The following is a 20,165-nucleotide window of genomic DNA, read 5'->3' as shown; positions in this document are numbered from 1 at the left end:
CTGAAGGCGAAAACCAGATTTGATTCAAATTGATAAACACTCATGAAAGCAGCGTTCGGCGCGAATATAAACAAGGCAACACGCGCTTAGGTTGTGCAACAACTGGCCTCGCAAAATCAAAAGTTACGGAGCCCGAGAATGCAGGACCTGATGACAATGATCACGACGCTACGCCGCCCACGCCTGTTGACTCGCGCGGCCAAGTTCGGGGCGCAGGAGTACAACCGTGACCGGCATTTGCAACGTATTCTGGGATACGGATCACTACCCGGAACCGGTTCGGCCCTTGTGCGATTGATGGATATGGAGAAGGAAGTAGAGGCGCAACGACAGAGCGATGACGCCGCCTATTCACTGGTGCGGCATCTGGATCTGCTGATTGCGATTTCAGGCGAGGCGCAGCTGTATCAGGCCAGCCGCGCCTCGCAGTTTCAGTAATCTATCAGGTGAAGGCGTCCGGCATCGAGGCTTTCTTTTCCGCCACATACGCATTCAGCGCTTCGTTGATTGCGGGATCGAGTTGCGGCTGCTGGTAATTGGCCAGCAGGTGTTCGACCCGAGCCGAGGCCAGTTGCCTCGTGTCGCGCCCACCTTCGTCTTCCCAGGTCTCGTAGGGCTTGTAATCCAGCAGGTCAGACTTCCAGAACGCTTCTTTGAAGTTCGCCTGTGTGTGGGCACAGCCCAGATAGTGACCGCCGGGTCCAACTTCACGGATGGCTTCCATGGCTTGCGCGTTTTCGTCATAAGCCACGCCTTTGGCCAGGTGGTGAAGAACACCCAACTGGTCAGCGTCCATGACAAATTTTTCAAAGTCGGCAACCAGACCGCCTTCGAGCCAGCCACAGGAATGCAGCATGAAGTTCACACCTGCCATCAGACCCATGTTCAGCGAATTCGACGTCTCATAAGCCGCCTGCGCATCCGGCAGTTTCGAGCCGCAGAATGAGCCGGCCGAGCGGTAGGGCAAGTTAAGCCGCCGCGCCAGCTGACCGGCACCATAGGTGATATGCGCGGCCTCCGGCGTACCAAAGGTTGGTGCACCCGAGTTCATGTCGATTGAAGTAACGAACGCGCCGAAGATCGCAGGTGCACCCGGGCGGATGATCTGGCTGTAGGCAACGCCTGCCAGAACCTCGGCCAGAACCTGAGTCAGTGTGCCGGCTACCGAAACCGGCGCCATCGCGCCGCCTACGATGAAGGGCGAGATGATGCAGGCCTGGTTGTTCTTCGCATAAACCTCAAGCGACCCCATCATCACATCGTCAAAGGTCATCGGCGAGTTGATGTTGGTCAGCGAGGTCATGACCGTGTTTTCCTGAACGAACTCTTTGCCGAACAGGATTTCACACATTTCTACCGAATCCTGCGCGCGGCTGGGATCAGTGACCGATCCCATGAACGGCTTGTCCGACAGGGTCATGTGCGCCATCAGCATATCCAGATGGCGTTTGTTGACCGGAATGTCGGTCGGCTCGCACACGGTGCCGCCCGAATGGTGCAGCCACTTGGACATATACGCCAGCTTCACGAACTTGTTGAAGTCATCCATGGTCGCGTAGCGGCGGCCGCCCTGTGCGTCACGCACAAACGGCGGACCATAGACCGGGGCCAGAACCATATTTCGGCCGCCGATGACAACCGATTTTCCCGGATCGCGCGCGTGTTGCGTGAACTGGCTGGGCGCGGTCTTGATCAGTTGGCGGGCCAGTCCGCGCGGGATGCGCACACGCTCGCCATCCACATCCGCACCGGCCTCTTTCCAGCGTTCCAGAGCGGCGGGATTGTCGACGAAGTTAACGCCGACCTCTTCCAGAATGGTCTCGGCGTTGGTCTCGATGATTTCCAACGCTTCTTCGTTGAGAATCTCGAAGTTGGGAATATTGCGCTCAATGTACTTGGCGGTTTCGATCCGAACCGCAGTGCGCTCTGCCCGGCGGGCGGCTCCGCCCCCACCGCGACTCCGGCGACGTGCTGATGCTTCAGCCATTTGCTTTCCCCATACTCAGGTAATTTCAGATTGTGTTCCTATTTATCGTGACAACTGTTCGGACCATTGGAAGATAACGGCCATTGGAACATAAAAGCGACATAGTTTGTGCCCCGGATCAACGTCAGCTTTCGGTAAATCGAACCGCTCGAAGGGAATTATGAGATAGAGATGAAGAGGCCAAAGTGCGCGTTTCACCCCCGCGATTTTAGAATCCCTGCCTCGCACGCCTGCCAAAGCTGATAGACCAGCAGCGTCAGCCCAAGGTGGCAAGCATCCCCCGTCATCATTGCAACCTGCACCTCCGACCTGATCTGCACGACAACGATGACCTTACACTTGCGAAATTCCCGTGCTTGGCCTATGGCGCGGACATGAGTGATACATCCCATGACCGCCTTCTGATCATCGACTTTGGTAGCCAGGTTACGCAGCTGATCGCTCGTCGCCTGCGCGAACTGAATGTCTATTGCGAAATTCACCCCTATCAGAATGTCACGATGGAGTTTGTTCGGGAAATGGCCCCCCGGGCCGTAATCTTCTCGGGCGGTCCTGACAGTGTGACGCGGGAAGGTTCTCCGCGCGCGCCGCGAGAGATCTTTGACTACGGTGTTCCGATCCTCGGCATCTGTTATGGCCAACAGGTGATGATGCACCAACTGGGCGGCAAGGTCGAAAGCGGGCACGGCACAGCGGAATTCGGACGCGCCTTTGTCACGCCCAAAGGGCAGTTGGATATCCTGAATGAATGGTTTGCCGACGGTGACGAGCAGGTCTGGATGAGCCATGGAGACCATGTCAGCGAAATCGCCCCCGGCTTTGAGGTGTTCGGCACCTCGCCCAACGCGCCATTTGCGATTACTGCCGACACCGATCGCCATTTCTATGCTGTGCAGTTCCACCCCGAGGTGCACCACACGCCCAAGGGCGCAAAGCTGTACGAGAATTTCGTGAAACTGGCAGGTTTCAGCGGTGACTGGACCATGGGCGCCTACCGCGAGCAAATGATCGAAAAGATTCGCGAGCAGGTCGGCAACAAAAAAGTCATCTGCGGCCTGTCCGGCGGTGTAGACAGCTCTGTAGCCGCAATCCTGATTCACGAAGCGATCGGCGATCAGCTGACCTGCGTCTTTGTCGATCACGGTCTGCTGCGCAAGAACGAGGCTGAAGAAGTCGTCGGCATGTTCCGAGACAACTACAACATCCAGCTGATTCATGCAGATGAGAGCGAGTTGTTCCTGGGCGAGCTCGAAGGCCAGAGCGATCCGGAAACCAAACGCAAGATCATCGGCAAGCTGTTCATCGATGTGTTCCAGAAACACGCCGACACCATTGATGGCGCGGAGTTTCTGGCTCAGGGGACGCTGTATCCCGACGTTATCGAGTCGGTGTCTTTCTCGGGCGGCCCATCGGTGACCATCAAATCGCACCACAATGTGGGCGGGTTGCCAGAAAAGATGGGCCTGAAGCTGGTCGAACCCCTGCGCGAACTGTTCAAGGACGAGGTCCGCGCGCTGGGCCGGGAACTGGGCCTGCCGCAGAGTTTCATCGGTCGCCACCCCTTCCCCGGCCCCGGTCTTGCGATTCGGTGCCCCGGCGAAATCACCCGCGAAAAGCTGGCGATTCTGCGCGAAGCCGACGCAGTTTACATCGACCAGATTCGCAAACACGGGCTGTATGACGACATCTGGCAGGCATTTGTGGCGATTCTTCCCGTTCGCACGGTCGGCGTGATGGGCGACGGACGCACCTACGACTATGCCTGTGCGCTTCGTGCCGTAACGTCAGTGGATGGAATGACAGCGGATTACTATCCGTTCAGCCATGAATTCCTTGGCGAAACGGCCACTCGGATCATAAACGAAGTCAAAGGCATCAACCGCTGCACTTATGACATTACATCCAAACCGCCGGGTACAATCGAATGGGAATGACAAAAAGCCGGGTCCACCCCGGCTTTTCTGTTTATTTCCCTTGGAATTTATTGTTCCTTTTCAAGCGCATGATCCACTAACATCATGGACTTGACGTGAACGGGACCAAAACTCAGACGGGCAAAGCTGCCCTATGGATGACGGGTGCGATTGCATCCTTTTCGTCAATGGCTGTCGCCGGGCGCGAACTAAGCCTGTTTCACGACACCTTCGAAATCATGATGTATCGCAGCATCGTGGGCTTTGCGATCGTTGCAACCGTACTGACCCTGACAGCCAATTGGCATCAGGTTACAGCCCAAAGACTGGGGCTTCACGCCCTGCGAAATACGCTGCATTTCACGGGTCAGAATCTGTGGTTCTACGCGGTTGGTGTTATTCCGCTGGCGCAGGTCTTTGCACTGGAATTCACCCAGCCGATCTGGGTTATCCTCCTTTCCCCACTGCTGCTGCGCGAGCGTCTGACGGCGCTGAAGATGCTGTCCGCCCTGATCGGATTTGCCGGAATTTTGCTTGTCACGCGTCCCGGTGCCGCCCCGCTTAGCCCGGGTCTTATTATGGCCGCCGCGTCTGCTGTTTTCTTTGCGTTTACAACGATTACCACCAAGAAACTCACACAGACCGCGCAGATCGGCTGCATTGTTTTCTGGCTCACCGCGATGCAAGGCGTACTGGGTTTTGCGGCCGCTGGTCTTGATGGCGAGATCGGGCTGCCAAGCGTACAGACCGCGCCATATTTGGTACTGGTCGGCATAGCCGGATTGCTGGCGCATTTCTGCATCACCAACGCGCTGGCGATTGCGCCTGCCACCGTGGTCATCCCGTTTGACTTTGCCAGGCTTCCAACAATCGCCATCGTTGGCATGGTGCTCTACTCCGAACCGTTAGATCATTGGACGCTTGTGGGGGCGGCTGTAATCTTTTCGGGGATATTTCTGAATGTCTGGTCCGAGAATCGTAACAGTTTGGCAACAGTCAATCAGGATAGTCGCAGCCAGTAACGCACCGTCACCGATTGACGTTAAAACAAACGAAAAGCGAGTATCCGCAAATCTTACTACCGGGGCTCGCTCTGCCATTCACTCAACCCAAGCAGAGCGACCGTTATGAGGCAAACAGGGAGGAATACATGAAGAGAGCGCTACTACAGGCGTGCGTGATATGTGCCGGTGCATCAGCCGCGCAGGCTGGGGGGCTGGACCGAAGCGGACAGGGTATCAACCTTATTTTCGAAAAAGGTACGGTTGCCCAATTCCGTTTGGGGTATACCGACCCAAGCGTCAGCGGCACCATGCCCAGCTTGAATCCTGCCACCCTTGGCCAGCCCGTTGATTCAGGCGATGTGGCCAACAGTTTCTTCACACCCCACCTCGGCTTCAAAACGTCACTGACCGACAAGCTTGATTTTGCGGTCATGTACGATCAGCCGTTCGGGGCGGACATTTCATACGCAAGCAATTACCCGTTGTCATTGAACCCAATTCCGGGCGGCCGCTCCGGTGTTCTGGAAGCAACGGCTGATACCGACGCAATCACGGCGCTGCTGCGCTACAAGTTCGACGGTGGCTTCAGCGCCATCGGTGGTATTCGCGCTCAACGTGTTGAGGCGTCCGTTACCGTTCCGCTCGCCGCCGGATATGAAGTCGACACCGATGCCGATATCGCGTTTGGCTACGTGGTTGGCGTGGCGTGGGAGAAACCCGAGATCGCGGCACGCGTAGCACTGACCTACAACTCGAAAATCAGCCATGACTGGTCGCAGACGGAATCGCTGAACCCTCCACCGCGCCCCCCGATCACACCGGGAACCGTGGCAACATTCGACACGTCGAGCGAGATTGAAACACCGCAGTCCGTAAACCTGGACTTCCAGACCGGTGTGGCGCCAAAGACCCTTCTGTTTGGATCGATTCGCTGGGTCGACTGGCCTCAGCTGGTATATAACCCGCCAAACTATCCGCCGACCTCGAACCTGGTCGATTACGACGAAGCCACGTTCACCTACTCTCTTGGTCTGGGATATCAGTTCTCGGAAGAATTCTCGGGAGCTGTGACACTAGGCTACGAATCCTCGTCAGGCAATCCGGTTTCCAACTTGGGGCCGACCGACGGGTTCTGGAGCATTGGCCTGGGCGGAACGTACTCGCTTGAAAAGGCCAAGATCTCGGGCGGCGTTCGCTACACCGATATCGGCGATGCGACCGCAGACGGCGCAGGACCGTTGGCACGGGCAGACTTCTCAGGCAACAGTGCGTGGAGCGTGGGCTTCCAGATCACATACGCTCTGGACTGATCGCCAAGACACGGAATTGACCCCGCATGACGTGCGGGGTCTTTTTTTCGCAGGATCCGGGTCGTCGTGCACGTCCGGACGTGCGAACACAAACCATGACTTCTCAAAAACACTTCTCCGCCCGCGCCTGGTCCGAACTTTGTCTGTTGGGCCTGATTTGGGGCGCATCCTTCGTTGCCATTCGTATCGCGCTGGACTCGGTGCCTTTCGTGACTTCGGTTCTGCATCGGGTGTTCTGGGCAATGCTGGTGCTTTGGGCTGTGGTTTGGTTTCAACGGCTTCCTGTTCCCCGTAACCCACGCCTCTGGGGGGCGTTTCTGATCATGGGTCTGCTGAACAATGCCATTCCGTTTTCGCTGATGGCATGGGGGCAGCTTTATGTGACATCCGGTTTGACGTCGATATTGAATGCCGCAACCGCCATTTTCGGCGTGATCGTGGCGGCACTATGCTTCAACGACGAACGTTTGACGCCAGCTCGTATCGTCGGTGTTGCGCTTGGCTTTGCAGGCGTCACTATCGCCATTGGACTTCAAAATTTCACAAGCTTCTCACTGCAAAGCACGGCACAGATCGCGATTGTCGCGGGTACAGTTTCCTACGCTCTGGCCGGGGCATGGGCCAGGGCAACCCTGTCCGACCTGCCGCCACAAGTCGCCGCGGCTGGAATGCTGACGGCATCGACGATTTTGATACTGCCGTTCGCTCTGTTTCTGGATGGTGTCCCGACGCTTGCCCTGCCCGTTTCCGCATGGGTGGCAATCGGGTATTACGCATTGATTGCTACTGCCGGGGCCTATCTGCTGTATTACCGAATCCTGGCGATGGCAGGCAGTGGAAACCTGATGCTGGTGACATTGATAATTCCGCCTGTCGCCATCGTGCTGGGGGCAGTTATTCGTGGCGAAACGCTACAGCCCAATGCGTTTGCGGGATTTGCCGTGCTGGCACTGGGCCTGCTGATCCTCAACCGCTCGGGTCCGCGCGATTGACGCCGCTCGCTGCCCGATTTAGCTAGGTTCCAAAAGGAACGGCGGGTCATGATCTACAATTCGGCGAAAGACTGGCGCGAGGCTGCGCGGAAAAAGGTTTTGTTCTTCGGCATGTCGGGCTTGGGCAAGACTTACGTATCTAACGTTCTGCGTGACTCGGGGGATTGGTTTCACTACTCGATCGACTACCGGATCGGGACCCGTTACATGGGTGAGTACATTACCGACAACGCCAAAGCGCAGGCGATGAAGGTGCCCTTTCTGCGCGACCTGCTGCTGTCGGACTCGATCTATATCGGTTCGAACATCTCATTTGAGAACCTCAAGCCCGTCGCGACATACCTGGGCAAACCGGGCGACCCGGAATTGGGTGGAATGGAACTGCAGGAATATCGCCGCAGGCAGGAACAGTTCCGGCTGGCAGAAATCCACGCTTTGCTGGATACCGAGTATTTTGTCGACCGGGCTCAGCGGCTTTACAAATACCCGCACTTCATCTGTGACACGGGCGGATCGATCTGCGAGTGGGTCGACCCAAGCGATCCCAGAGATCAGGTCCTGTCAGAACTGTCCGGCCAGACACTGATGATCTGGGTCAAGGGCGACGAAAACCACACCTCCGAACTGATCCGCCGCTTTGACAAAGCCCCAAAGCCAATGTCCTATCAGCCGGAGTTTCTGACCCGCGTATGGGACGAATACCTGACCCTGAATGACTGCGCCCCGACCGAGGTCGACCCCGATGCCTTCATCAGGTGGACCTATGCGCAGGCTCTGGCGCACCGCCAGCCGCGTTACCAGGCTATGGCTGACAATTGGGGCGTCACAATTCCCGCTCGTGAGATTGCGTCGGTCCGGGACGCCGGAGATTTTGACGAGTTGATCGAACGCACTCTTGAGACCCACCGCAACCGAACATAGTTTTCAAACTTACCTTGTTCCCGCAAAGGCTTGACCAGTATGCCAATCAAGATCCCATCCGACCTTCCCGCATTTGACGTCCTCAGCAACGAGGGCGTCATGGTCATGGCCGAGGATCAGGCAATGCGGCAGGACATCCGGCCATTGCGCATCGGGTTGCTGAACCTGATGCCGAAGAAGATTCAGACCGAAAACCAGTTCGCCCGCCTGATCGGCGCCACGCCATTGCAGATCGATCTGTCGCTGATCCGCATGACCGAGCACCAGACCAAGAACACCGCCGCCGAGCATATGCAGGAGTTCTATCGCCCTTTTCAGGAGGTGAAGGACGAGAAATTCGACGGTCTGATCATCACCGGCGCGCCGATTGAACATCTGGATTTCAACGACGTCACCTATTGGGACGAGATCAGTGAAGTCTTCCATTGGACACAAACCAACGTGCATTCCACTTTCGGAGTGTGCTGGGGCGGAATGGCCATGATCAACCATTTTCATGGCGTCAGGAAACACATGCTGGGCGCGAAGGCATTTGGCTGCTTCCGTCATCGCAATCTGCAACCATCCTCGCCCTTTCTGCGCGGGTTTTCAGACGATTGCGTGATCCCTGTCAGCCGTTGGACCGAGATGAAACAGGCTGAGATAGACGCGGCACCCGGATTGATCACCTTGCTGGGCAGCGATGAAGTCGGGCCTTGTCTGGTCGAGGACAAGGCCCACCGCGCAATCTATATCTTCAACCATTTCGAATATGACAGCGACACGTTGAAACAGGAATACGATCGCGACGTCGCCAACGGCACGCCGATCAATGTCCCGCTGAACTACTATCCCGATGACGATCCAACAAGGACACCGCAGAACCGTTGGCGAAGCCATGCGCATCTGCTTTATGGTAACTGGATCAGCGAAATCTACGAAACCACCCCCTATGATATCACTCGGATCGGTATGGAAATGACCGACCTGAGGGCCTGACGCGGGTCGATGCGTGTTGCCGTCATCCTCCTGACTGCCCTCGCCCTGTTCTGGGCCTTCACCCTGTGGCGAGCCGCGCGATATCAGGAAAGCGCAGAGGCCGCTTTTCCGCCCGAAGGGGAGATCCTGACCGTTGACGGCATTGCGGTTCACGCGGTGGTCATGGGCCAAGGGCCGGATGTGGTGTTGATCCACGGCTCCAGCGGAAACACGCGGGACATGACGGTTGCGCTGGCTCCGATCCTGGCACAAAGCTATCGCGTCATCGTGTTTGACCGACCCGGCCTCGGATACAGCCAGAGCTTCAATCCGAATGGCGAAACCATCACGGAGCAAGCCAAAATCCTGCAACGTGCGGCCGCCCAGCTTGGAGCCGAGAAACCCATTGTCGCCGGGCAAAGCTATGGTGGTTCCGTTGCATTGGCATGGGCCGTGACCCGACCCGAGAACATTTCCGCGCTGGTTTTGATCGCGCCGGCGGCCATCCCGTGGGAAACGCCACTGGATGGTTTCAATCGGCTCGCCTCGACCACGACGGGGCGCCTAGCGGCATTGCCGTTCGTGTCCGCATACACGCCGGACTGGTTTGTCGAACGCGCATTGGATGAAGTGTTCGCGCCGCAGAAAGCCCCGGAAGGCTACGCCGCGCATTTCGGCCCCGGGCTGACGATGCGACCCGATTCAATGCATGCCAATGCACGGCAACGCGCCAACCTTCTGGACGAGATCACTGAGCTGCAACCACGGTACGGAGAGATTTCCGTGCCAACCGAGATCGTACATGGCACGGCTGACACGACGGTTGAAACCGACTGGCACGCGGAACCGCTGACCCAACAGATCCCCGGTGCGGAATTGATCCTGCTTGAAGGGATAGGTCACATGCCGCAAGTGGTCGCCGCGCCCGAGGTTGCCTCGGCCATCGACCGGGCCGCACAACGCGCCGGTTTGCGTTAGGCTTCCGGCTAATCCATAGTCAGGTATGGATTTTATCGCGAGGTAAGGCATGGCCCGTTCGGACAAAGGTTTGATCGAAGACTACTACCGGAATGAAGCGCCCAAAGACGTTCGCTCCGCGATCAAGGATGCCGGGAAACGCGAAATTCTGAACCCCTCTTTTCCCTACTCGGAAAAAATGAAGGGCAAGGAATACGATCGGCAGATGGAGGCTTTGCAGATCGAGTTGGTCAAGATGCAAGCCTGGCTGAAAGACTCGGATCATCGCGTGGCGCTGATTTTTGAAGGCCGCGATGCGGCGGGTAAAGGCGGCACCATCAAACGCTTTCGCGAAAACCTGAACCCGCGTGGCGCGCGGGTTGTCGCGCTCAGCAAACCATCGGATGCCGAACGCAGCCAGTGGTATTTCCAACGCTATATCCAGCATCTGCCCTCGGCAGGTGAAATCGTGTTCTTTGATCGCAGCTGGTACAACCGGGGTGTGGTGGAAAACGTTTTTGGCTTTTGCACCTCTGAAGAACGGGAACGCTTTTTCCGTCAGGTCGCCCCGCTGGAAACCGGGTTGGTGAATGACGGCATTCATTTCTTCAAGTTCTGGCTGAATGTCGGGCGCGCGGAACAGCTCAATCGCTTTCTGGATCGCGAAAATGACCCGCTCAAGCAATGGAAACTCAGCCCGATCGATGTTGCCGGTCTTGGAAAATGGGATGAGTACAGCCAATCCATCGCAGAAACGCTGAGCCGCACCCACTCGGATCACTGTCCCTGGACCATCATCCGCTCGGATGACAAGAAACGTGCGCGACTGGCCGCCATTCGTACGGTGTTGCACGCGCTGGACTATGACGAAAAGGACAAGAGCGCGATCGGAGAGATCGATCCCCTGATTTGCGGCGGGCCGGACATCTGGGAGTCGTAGGCGTACGATTGACTGGCAAACATGGTGCAGTTGTTGGACGGGCCAGCCTGCTTACTTTACAAGTTATGACAACAAAAGACGCCTGAGGCCTGGATGACAAAACGCGGGTATCACCACGGAAACCTGAAACAAGCGCTGATCGAGGCGGCATTGTCCTTGATCGAAGAAAAGGGTCCCACCGGGTTCACCCTGTCCGAGGCTGCCAAGACGGCGGGCGTAACGCCTGCCGCAGTGTACCGGCATTTTCACGGTCGCGAAGACCTGATCGCCGAAGCTGCGCGTCAGGGGTTCGAGATGTTTGCGGATCTGATGCAGTACGCATACGACAAAGGCCAACCCTCGGCCCTGGCCGCGTTCGAGGCGACCGGGCGTGCATATCTGGCCTTTGCCCGCAAGCATCCCGGTCACTACATTTCGATGTTTGAAAGCGGTATTTCCCTGAACCGGACCCCGGAACTGGCGATGGCCGCCAACAGGGCCAAGGCCGTTCTGGAAAAAGCCGCCAGTGAGCTGTCCAAGCACATTCCACCGGAAAAACGCCCGCCCGCATCGATGTTCAGCGCCCATATTTGGGCAATGAGTCATGGAGTCGTGGAACTGTTTGCCCGAAATACCGGCGCAAGCTCTCCCTTTCCGCCCGAAGACCTTCTGGAGACCGGCATCGGCATCTACCTGAGGGGGCTTGGCCTGGTTCCGCAGGACGACTGAACCCGATCAGAAGACCTTTCTGGGTTGCGGTACGCTCAGGCCGGACGTCACATTGATCAGGTCCATTTCACCCATGCCCTTGATTTCCACGCGCCCAAGATCGGAGACCTGAAATTCGTCAATCAACGCATACTTCATTTCTTCCGGAGCAACAATTTTCATTGGGTTCGCAAAGACTTGCAATCTGGACGCAATGTTCACGGCCGGGCCAAAAACGTCGTAGACGTATTTCTGGATACCGACGACCGACCCCACCGCGGCGCCCATGCCCAACCCGATACGGGCCTGCCATTTGTGGGGGTGTGTCTCGTTGCGCCGCTCGAGATACCTGAGGAACCGGACCGCGCAATGGGCGACAGCCGTTGCATGGTCCGGCGTCGCATCGGGCATGCCGGACACTGCAAGATAGGCATCTCCGATCGTTTTGATCCTTTCACATCCATATTGTTCCACAATGCGGTCAAATGCCGTGAAAATATCATTCAGCTCGCTCAGCGTGACTGTCGGGTCCGTTTTCGCAGCAAAATCGGTGAAGCCGACGAAGTCCAGCATAACCACCGACACTTGTTCATAAAGCTGCGGTGTCACAACGCCGAACGTCTTGAACTCCTCGTAAACCGCACGAGGCATCAGGTTCAGCAGCAACCTTTCGACCCGTTCCTTTTCCCGCTCAAGTTCGCGCGTATTGCGTTCCACCATGGTCGAATAGCTGTCGATCATGCTTTCCAATTCACGAATGCGGGTGATGTTCTGGCACTCGACAACCAGGACCTGCTCGGAAAGGCCATTGGCAAGGGAAACGGCAGTGGCAAATATCAGGGTCCTGCGTTTCGGCTTGATCTGCAACTCCACTGAATAACGCAGACCGGATTGTTTCACATCCTCCAGTTCGCGCATATCCAGGTCCGGAAGGAAGTCCATCAGGGTTTGTCCTTCGGCTGGTGTGCCGAACCATTCGCTGAAGGGTCCATTATAGAATACAAAACTTAAATCCGAGGCACGGACAACAGCCACTCCTACCCCGATTGCACGCAGCAGTTGTTCATTGATTGCAAGAATACTCATGCAGCGTCCCGCGCCACGATGATAGCGCGCTTCCCTTCGATTGCAGCCAGCGCCGTTTTCACATCACCATCCGACATTCCGTGCATCGACAATGCCTGCCCGAACAATTCGGCCATCTCGTCAAAGTCCGAGTGGCTGATGTTCAGGTTCCGATGCACCGCCTCGATCCGTTCATCACTGAACGATGCCGGTCCGCCGACCAGTGACGAAACGAACTTGGTTTGGTGATCGATCAGACGCGGCATGTCGATGTCTTCGAAGAACCCTCCGATTTCATCGGAGTCCAGCGCCATTTCGTAGAATGTCATCACGATACGGCTGATGGTTTTGAACCCGCCGTATTTTTCATAAATAGTCTGACCCACACCAATTACCTGCGCGTTAATTCTTCATAACACTGCAAGGTTATATCAAATTGACAGTTTTGTTAACGATTATGACCGGAACACTGATTTCAACGACCGGAATGGCTGGGTCGCCGAGTGTCTCAGACCTTCAAATCATCCGCAGTGGAAATGAACCCTGCATAGCCGCCCTGGCGCAGCAGACGCTTTTGTCGCCCCATTCGCCAACGCAGTTTTCGGCCCGCAGCCTGCAGTTCGCGCCGGACCCGAAACCAAAGCGGCCCCTTGTCCAGACCGCTATTCGTTGTCTTGTCCTGTGACCGTTCGCTGACTTTGACAGTTTCCACCGTCTGACCCTGTTGCTTCGACCAGATCATCTGCACCCCGACAGCAGGGAACACCTGAAACATGCGCCAGTCGGTGCGCGGAATAGATACGAAATCGTCCAAATGATCCGAGTAGGTTTCCGACCACGACAAGAGCTTTCGGCACCCGTCCTGCGACAGAATGTACGCAGCCGCACTGGGTGCCATTTCCAGCATCGGTCTCGCCATGACACCACCAATGGTCTCCTGTGGCCCGAAACGCAATGGTTTGGGTGAATAGTCAAGCTTCACAAAATCAAAGGCTTGGCCATTGGAAAGAATTGTCTCAATCACGCCTCCGGCGCTGGCAGACATTTCCACATCGTCCTCAAAAACCGCGGCGGCTTGCAGTCCCTGATCCGCGATCTGTTTCCAGACGGCCCGGTGGCTTTCAAAACAGGCAATCTCGCTTTGCTTCAGGCCCCAACGATTACCGGTTCCCGGGACGTATCCGTTCCCTTCAAGCGCCCCTTCTGCCTTCGCGTCCGTCGCACTGAATCGAATTGCGTTGCTCAACCCGGCTTTGGCGAACTCGGCCTCCATGAACTCCCGCCGCTCGGGAACGCGGTCCAGGTTGATATAAAACACACCGGTCAACTGATCCTGCCTCTGACGCTCCACTACCGTTCCTTTCGTTCAATTAGCGCAGGCCGGTCCTGCCTGATCCGGAAATCAACCCTGTACGCGGGCCACGATATGGCAGGCCGAGGATTCGCGGATCAAAATTCGCCAAAGCTGCCTGACATGCGCTTGCGTCTCCGCAAGATGGAATGCTGATACGCACGTTTGCTAAACAGCGTCAAAGGCAGAAGAACCCTTTCACCCAGCCCGTCAATCACGACCAGACGCCCGCCCCTCTGTTCAGCGCGAACAACGTTTTCCAACCCCATGTCGCCCATCAGAATGTTGCCGCGTTCCAAGTCATCCAGAAGATCCATGAATTCATCATGCAGCGCACGGATTTTGTCTTTGTCGCCGTCGTACGAGACAAATTCCTGATACACCGTCGGTGCCAGATCGCCGCCCGGGCCGGTCATCTTTTCCACGACCAGTGCCGGTCCCGCTGATGTCGACGCGTATCCCATAAACCGGGCCAGACGCTCGATTTCGGGGCATCCTCGGCTCAGGGCGGCCAGGTACTCATTGGCCTCGCGGTTCCACTGCCGCAGATTGCCATAACGCCATTCGGCGTATCGCGGTACAAAATGACTGCGAACCGGTTTATCCGTTCTGACCTTGAGCAGCGCGTTGTCTTGTTCAGGGTGCTGGAAAATCAGGTAATTGCGGCTTTTTCGCAGTGGTTCAAAAGAACTCAGATCGATCATGAAGCGTTATTCCAGTAGGTCAAATTCACCGCAACTGTCTTGCAAAGCCACAGCATGTGCCAGCCAGATATAAAAGCGCCGCTGTCTTGATACAATGCAGCATCCAGTCAATTCACCACTGATCGCCCCATCAATCCACGCGCGACCAACCGACATGACGAACAGTGATCCAGGGTGGTAGGAATGGGGCTGGCGCCATACGTTCTCTGACGAATAGTTCGGCCTGAAAAAAGCAGACGCATTGTCCTACATCACGCTGTAACCGCCATCCACCGGTATCGTCACGCCTGTCACAAATCCGGCCAGATCTGATGATGCAAGGTAAAGAACTGTCCCGGTCATTTCCTTTGGCTCACCCCAGCGCGCCAAAGGTGTTCGCTGGACGATGGAAGCACTGAACGTGTCGTTTGCCTGCGATCCTGCGGTCAGGTTGGTCCGGATCCATCCTGGCGCAATGGCGTTTACCCGTACGCCGTCACGCGCATAAGCGACCGCAAGCGATTTGGTCAGGCCAACGATCCCGGTTTTGCTTGCAGCATAGGCTGGACCCGATCCGCTTCCGAAGTAGCTGTACATCGAGGCGATATTGATGATGCATCCCGGCCGTTTGGCCAATTTCGGGTACAGCCCGTGGCTGAGGCGGTAAACCGAGTTGAGGTTGATAATCATGTTTCGATCAAACCCCTCGGGTGAGAGGCCTTCAGGAGGATCAACAAAGGTTCCCGCATTGTTGACAAGAACATCAACCTGACCAGTCGCGGCGACCAGGGAAGCTACCGAGGCTTCGTCTTCCATGTTCACCTGATGGTATCGGAAGGCGGAAAGGTCCGCCTGATACTCCCCGACCGATCCCCTTCTGCCGGTCACAGTCACCTTCGCTCCAGCGTCTACGAACGCTTCCGCGACGGCGAGCCCGATGCCGTTTGAGCCGCCTGTCACCATGACGTTCTGCTCTGAAAAATCCAGAATGCGCGCCATTACTCTCCTCCTGTCCAAAGTAAGCCGCCGTCGGGATCCTGTGGGCCAGCATTCAGGGGAAACTCGACAGCAAGTCCTTTCAATCTGCACGCGCCCATTCCAGCACGGCCGTTCCACGTTTCCCTCCAAATGTCGCGTTCTTGCCACGAAGCGTAAGCCGATCTTTTGCGACCTCAATTTCTCGCTGCAAGGTCAGGCCTACAAAATCCTGCAAAACCGAGACTAGTACTTCATGATTGACCGTTTGGTCAGAGACTTGAAACGTACCGCAATAGGAGATGTGGCTGCCGAGTGCCGCTTGGGCGGCCTCGCTTGTTGCGGTCGAACTGTCCGAACCAAGAGGTTGTCTACCAGCCGCCATCATGTGCACGAATACATGCCTGTCCTCAGAATAGTGAAGCATTCCAATCGGATCGGGCCCGTATGGTTCCTCGTGCGTGCCATCGTCGTAGTCAAAGCGATAAGCGACAAGTTTCCATGTTCCGAGAACAGACTTTTCCGAGAGCCTTTCCGAGCCGTTCATCCAAAAACTCCAGCTTCAATGCGTGGATCGGCATCAAACGCCGTGCGCCTGACACAGTCGACAAAAGCGGCCTTTTCGAATGGGTAATTTGTTATTGAAAGAAAGACCGCTGGTCAGTCAGCTGCAAGGATATGACTCGACCAAAATAGGTCAAACGAAAAAAGTCTGAATCAGCGGCTCTCAGAAGACGGCTGGATCTCGGCTTCGTTCGGTTTATGGCGGAGAGACAGGGATTCGAACCCTGGAGACGGTTTCCCGCCTACACACTTTCCAGGCGTGCGCCTTCGACCACTCGGCCACCTCTCCGTGAGCGGGATATTTGGACTATCGCCGGGGGATTTGCAAGGCCCGATTAGGGTGAAAATTCACCGGAAAACAACAGCACGGTTAAGAAGGTCAAACCTCGTCCCCATCGGCATCAGGCATGTCGGCTTCGGTCATCTCGACCGGCGCGGTTGATGGTGTTGCGGAGGGGATTTCCGCTGATTTCTGGTTGGTTTGGGCTTCCCCTGCCTTCAATACTTCGGGATTGCGCAACCAGACATCGCGCTGTGCGAACGGAATCTCGATCCCCTCTTCGACAAACCGCCGGTTGATTTCATGGTTCATGTCAGACTTCACCGACAGAACCCAGTTCACATCCCGAAGAATGCCGCGGATTTCAAAATCCAGCGAATCCGCACCGAACCCCTGAAACACGACGCTGGGCGCTGGATTTGCCAGAACCATGGGGTGCGCATTTGCGATCTCGCCCAGAATTTTTTCGACCAGCCGGGTATCGGTGCCATAAGCCACACCAACAGGCACGATCACCCGCCCGATCGTGTTGCCGCGGGTGTAGTTCGTGACCACGCCACTGATCAGGTCCGAGTTGGGAACGATCACATCCGTTCGGTCAAACGTCTCGATCCGTGTAGATCGAACCGAGATGTCGCGGACGTAGCCCATCATTCCGTTCACATCGATCCAGTCCCCCTTGGAGATGGGACGCTCGACCAGCAGGATTATGCCCGAGACGAAATTCGATACGATGGTCTGCAGACCAAAGCCAATGCCGACCGAAAGAGCACCAGCAACAATCGCAAGCGATGAAAGGTTGAAGCCTGCAATCGTGATGGCAATCAACGCGGCCAGGAAAATACCGACGTAACCGGTGCCGGACACAATCGCGTTTTGCCCGCCCGGATCAATACTGGTCTTGGGCAGCAGCGAGTTCCTCAACCCGCTTTGCAACATGCGCGTCAGGCCATACCCGATGGCGAAGACCACAACAAAGGTGAAGAAATTGCTGGGGGAGATTGTCACCCCACCGATGTCGAACCCTTGCAACAACTGGGACCAGATCTCTTGCAGATCCGTCCTGCGCGCGCCCCAATAAAGCGCGAGAATAGGCATCGCCAGAATGGCCATGGCAAATCCGACGAGAACGGAAAAAAGCGAATCCTTGGCGGCCTCACCTTTGCCGCTGAACCATCCGTAGACCGAAGCCAGGAAACGCTGAAAAATCAGCAATGCGGCAATGAGGACCAGTGTTTTTACAGCCGGGAAAACAATCGCTTCAGCCGCGTTCGTGTATCCCAGAACAGCGAGTATGGGACTGCCGATCCCCAGCAGGAACAAGGCTCTGCGAATGAACTCGACCAGCTGACTGAACCCGGCAGCGCGAGCGGTTGCAGCCGGTTCATCTGGGTCGGTTGAAGTATCCACAGTTCGGACTTGGCGCACCCGCAGCAACAACAGCGCCGTTCCGACAATAACCGGAAACGCGACCACCGCACGTGTCGCGTCAGAGATATTCTCGATCTGCTCAAACAACTTCACCAGTTCGTGCAGGATCAGGAACCCCGCCAACAGATCTAGATGAACTCGTAACTCTCTTACCCTTTGCCTCGATAGCTTCCTATAACCCTGCGCTTCCTGCAGAACATGGAACTGTCGGCCAATCCAGTCGTAGAAAAGTATGATCCCTGCCCAATAAGGCACGTTTTCCATCAGCAGAGCGCCGCGCAGGCCCAAAATGCCCGTCAGCGACACTGCCGTTACCAGTAGCACAACGCCAAACCACGGCAGAATAATCCGCAGCAGAGAGGTCAGGAAAGCCCAGACACCACTGCCCTGCCCGCCCAGACGCCGCAGATATTCACCGGCGGATTCAGACCATCGCTTTCCATAAAACAGCAGAACACCTGCAATCACGACCAGGCCAAGAATGCCCAACCCGCGGTCGCGAAACCGTTCATGCACCACGTCTGTTTGAAAGTTTCTGCGCACCTCATTGAACAGACTGCGCGCTGCTTCGTTCACATCGGTCCAGGCGGGACCCCAATGGGCAGGGTTCAAAGGAGACGGACCGCGCTCCAGCAGTTCTTTTGCCTGACGGTCCCGCAGCAATTGATCAATTTCGAAGATCAGACCATTCGCCCGGCTGAAAGCCTCTTCCGAGATTATCCTAGGGACCCGCAGACTGTTTAGCTGCTCCTCAAGGTGATTTCGAAGGTTGGCGATGTCTTCCGGTTCGGTTGCATCACCTTCCGGTTCCGGACCAAGCGCCTTCAGTTGGCCTTCCAGCGTTTTGATACGTTCTGTATTCGCGCTCCGCGCATTGTTGAAATCTTCGCGATAGTCGCTGATTTCACTCCGCAAATTTTCAAGAGCCGCGTTTGAGGCCTTGTTGGCCTCGATTACCGCTTCGGCCCGATCCGCCGTTTTGACCCAGCCTTGATAGTATTCGCTCTGTCGATCAGACAACTGGGCGAACGCAGAACCGCCCAGTACGGCAAAACACACCGCAACAAGGGCCAGGAACAGGCGGACCTGCTGCCGCATCATACGTCCTCGAACACGCCCGGGATACTGCGTGGCGCATCGGTCATCCAATCAGGAACCGGCAGCTCTTTTTCACGCAGAAAATCGGGGTTGAACAGTTTGGACTGATAGCGAGTGCCGTAGTCGCACAGGATGGTTACGATGGTATGACCTGGTCCCATTTCTTTGGCTAACCGGACCGCACCCGCCATGTTGATCGCGGTTGATCCGCCCATTACCAGACCTTCCTCACGGAGCAGGTCGAAGATATAGGGTAACGCCTCGTTGTCTGTGATCTGGTAGGAAAAATCAGGCGTGAACCCTTCAAGGTTCTTGGTGATCCGAACCTGCCCGATACCCTCGGCAATCGATCCGCCTTCCATCGCGATCTCACCCGTTGTGTAATAGGAAAACAGCCCGGCGCCCATCGGATCGGCCAATGCCACCTTCACCCCCTTTGGCTGCAGCACTTCGGCCACACCGGCAAGCGTACCACCCGAACCTACGGCGCTGACAAATCCGTCGACCTTGCCGTCGGTCTGTTCCCAGATCTCGGGGCCCGTTGTTTCCACATGCGCCTGACGGTTGGCAACATTATCGAACTGATTGGCCCAGATCGCGCCATTGGGCTCAGATTGCGCAAGTTCTTCGGCCAGACGCCGTGAATAGTGCACAAAATTGTTCGGGTTGCGATAAGGCGCCGCAGGAACCTGAACCAACTGGGCACCTGCCAGACGCAGCATGTCCTTTTTCTCTTCCGACTGGGTTTCGGGAATCACGATGACAGTCTTGAACCCCATCGATGCGCCCACCAGCGCCAGACCGATACCGGTGTTACCTGCGGTACCCTCGACAATTGTCCCGCCTGGCTTCAGATCCCCCCGGGCAATTGCGTCACGGATGATGAACAGAGCGGCACGGTCCTTGACGGATTGCCCCGGGTTCATGAACTCGGCCTTGCCGAGGATCTCGCAACCGGTCTCTTCACTGATGCGGCGCAGCCGGATCAACGGTGTTTTCCCTACTGCGTCGGCAAGATCTCGTGCAATGCGCATGGCGCCCTCATTTCAA

The 20,165-nt window shown here is 56.4% G+C and carries 19 protein-coding genes and 1 tRNA gene; 10 read left to right on the top strand and 10 right to left on the bottom strand.

Features of this window, described 5'->3' with window-relative positions; genetic code table 11:
* Positions 1-138 precede the first annotated feature (138 nt).
* Positions 139-438 (top strand): DUF6477 family protein, encoded by a 300-nt coding sequence (locus ACR0J2_RS01520; RefSeq protein ID WP_170619012.1) that lies wholly within the window; start codon positions 139-141, stop codon positions 436-438.
* Between the two features lie 4 nt (positions 439-442).
* On the opposite strand, the gene ACR0J2_RS01515 is transcribed toward ACR0J2_RS01520, so the two are convergent.
* Complete coding sequence (locus ACR0J2_RS01515) at positions 443-1,987, bottom strand: trimethylamine methyltransferase family protein (RefSeq protein WP_170616733.1); 1,545 nt, start codon at positions 1,985-1,987, stop codon at positions 443-445.
* Between the two features lie 374 nt (positions 1,988-2,361).
* Here ACR0J2_RS01515 and guaA point away from each other — a divergent pair, with 374 nt between their 5' ends.
* The 9 genes from guaA (at position 2,362) to ACR0J2_RS01470 (ending at position 11,689) form a co-directional block, all read left to right on the top strand.
* The gene (gene guaA, locus ACR0J2_RS01510) at positions 2,362-3,921 is read left to right on the top strand and encodes a glutamine-hydrolyzing GMP synthase (RefSeq protein ID WP_480811476.1); all 1,560 of its coding nucleotides are present in this window, start codon (positions 2,362-2,364) and stop codon (positions 3,919-3,921) included.
* A 95-nt stretch (positions 3,922-4,016) separates the two neighbouring features.
* Positions 4,017-4,922: a DMT family transporter gene (locus ACR0J2_RS01505; RefSeq protein ID WP_480811475.1), complete on the top strand. Its 906-nt coding sequence runs from the start codon at positions 4,017-4,019 to the stop codon at positions 4,920-4,922.
* A gap of 128 nt (positions 4,923-5,050) precedes the next feature.
* A complete protein-coding gene (locus ACR0J2_RS01500) occupies positions 5,051-6,214 on the top strand; it encodes an OmpP1/FadL family transporter (protein WP_480811474.1) in 1,164 nt (387 codons plus the stop codon).
* 95 nt (positions 6,215-6,309) lie between these two features.
* The gene (locus tag ACR0J2_RS01495) at positions 6,310-7,206 is read left to right on the top strand and encodes a DMT family transporter (RefSeq protein ID WP_480811473.1); all 897 of its coding nucleotides are present in this window, start codon (positions 6,310-6,312) and stop codon (positions 7,204-7,206) included.
* Between the two features lie 48 nt (positions 7,207-7,254).
* A complete protein-coding gene (locus ACR0J2_RS01490) occupies positions 7,255-8,127 on the top strand; it encodes an ATPase (protein WP_480811472.1) in 873 nt (290 codons plus the stop codon).
* Between the two features lie 39 nt (positions 8,128-8,166).
* Positions 8,167-9,105, top strand: a complete 939-nt coding sequence (gene metA / locus ACR0J2_RS01485) for a homoserine O-acetyltransferase MetA (protein ID WP_170676832.1) — start codon at positions 8,167-8,169, stop codon at positions 9,103-9,105.
* A gap of 9 nt (positions 9,106-9,114) precedes the next feature.
* Positions 9,115-10,062: an alpha/beta fold hydrolase gene (locus ACR0J2_RS01480; protein ID WP_480811471.1), complete on the top strand. Its 948-nt coding sequence runs from the start codon at positions 9,115-9,117 to the stop codon at positions 10,060-10,062.
* A 49-nt stretch (positions 10,063-10,111) separates the two neighbouring features.
* Complete coding sequence (gene ppk2, locus ACR0J2_RS01475; protein WP_170806239.1) at positions 10,112-10,981, top strand: polyphosphate kinase 2; 870 nt, start codon at positions 10,112-10,114, stop codon at positions 10,979-10,981.
* Between the two features lie 93 nt (positions 10,982-11,074).
* Entirely contained in the window at positions 11,075-11,689 is a 615-nt protein-coding gene (locus ACR0J2_RS01470) for a TetR/AcrR family transcriptional regulator (RefSeq protein ID WP_170616716.1), read from the top strand.
* A 6-nt stretch (positions 11,690-11,695) separates the two neighbouring features.
* Here the strand turns inward: ACR0J2_RS01470 and ACR0J2_RS01465 are convergent, their stop codons facing one another.
* From ACR0J2_RS01465 to ACR0J2_RS01425, 9 genes are all read right to left on the bottom strand, one after another.
* Positions 11,696-12,754, bottom strand: coding sequence for an adenylate/guanylate cyclase domain-containing protein (locus ACR0J2_RS01465; RefSeq protein ID WP_170616714.1), 1,059 nt, complete (start codon positions 12,752-12,754; stop codon positions 11,696-11,698).
* Complete coding sequence (locus ACR0J2_RS01460) at positions 12,751-13,119, bottom strand: group I truncated hemoglobin (protein WP_170616712.1); 369 nt, start codon at positions 13,117-13,119, stop codon at positions 12,751-12,753. Before ACR0J2_RS01460 ends, ACR0J2_RS01465 begins: the two co-directional genes overlap by 4 nt.
* 122 nt (positions 13,120-13,241) lie before the next feature.
* Positions 13,242-14,084 carry a glycosyltransferase family 25 protein gene (locus ACR0J2_RS01455; RefSeq protein WP_170676825.1) on the bottom strand — a complete coding sequence of 281 codons (843 nt, stop codon included), beginning with the start codon at positions 14,082-14,084 and terminating at the stop codon, positions 13,242-13,244.
* Positions 14,085-14,182: 98 nt separating this feature from the next.
* The gene (locus ACR0J2_RS01450; protein ID WP_170676823.1) at positions 14,183-14,788 is read right to left on the bottom strand and encodes a YrbL family protein; all 606 of its coding nucleotides are present in this window, start codon (positions 14,786-14,788) and stop codon (positions 14,183-14,185) included.
* A 246-nt stretch (positions 14,789-15,034) separates the two neighbouring features.
* Entirely contained in the window at positions 15,035-15,766 is a 732-nt protein-coding gene (locus ACR0J2_RS01445; protein ID WP_170619016.1) for an SDR family oxidoreductase, read from the bottom strand.
* Positions 15,767-15,845: 79 nt separating this feature from the next.
* Positions 15,846-16,289 (bottom strand): lipocalin-like domain-containing protein, encoded by a 444-nt coding sequence (locus tag ACR0J2_RS01440; RefSeq protein WP_170619017.1) that lies wholly within the window; start codon positions 16,287-16,289, stop codon positions 15,846-15,848.
* Between the two features lie 216 nt (positions 16,290-16,505).
* Positions 16,506-16,595: transfer RNA gene (locus tag ACR0J2_RS01435), tRNA-Ser, on the bottom strand.
* 90 nt (positions 16,596-16,685) lie between these two features.
* On the bottom strand, positions 16,686-19,115 hold the full coding sequence (locus ACR0J2_RS01430) for a DUF3772 domain-containing protein (protein ID WP_170817269.1): 2,430 nt from the start codon (positions 19,113-19,115) through the stop codon (positions 16,686-16,688).
* Positions 19,115-20,149, bottom strand: a complete 1,035-nt coding sequence (locus ACR0J2_RS01425) for a cysteine synthase A (RefSeq protein ID WP_170616365.1) — start codon at positions 20,147-20,149, stop codon at positions 19,115-19,117. Before ACR0J2_RS01425 ends, ACR0J2_RS01430 begins: the two co-directional genes overlap by 1 nt.
* Between the last annotated feature and the right edge of the window lie 16 nt (positions 20,150-20,165).

The organism is Ruegeria sp. CG4 (assembly GCF_056537185.1).
This window is presented reverse-complemented; position numbering and strand designations above follow the sequence as displayed.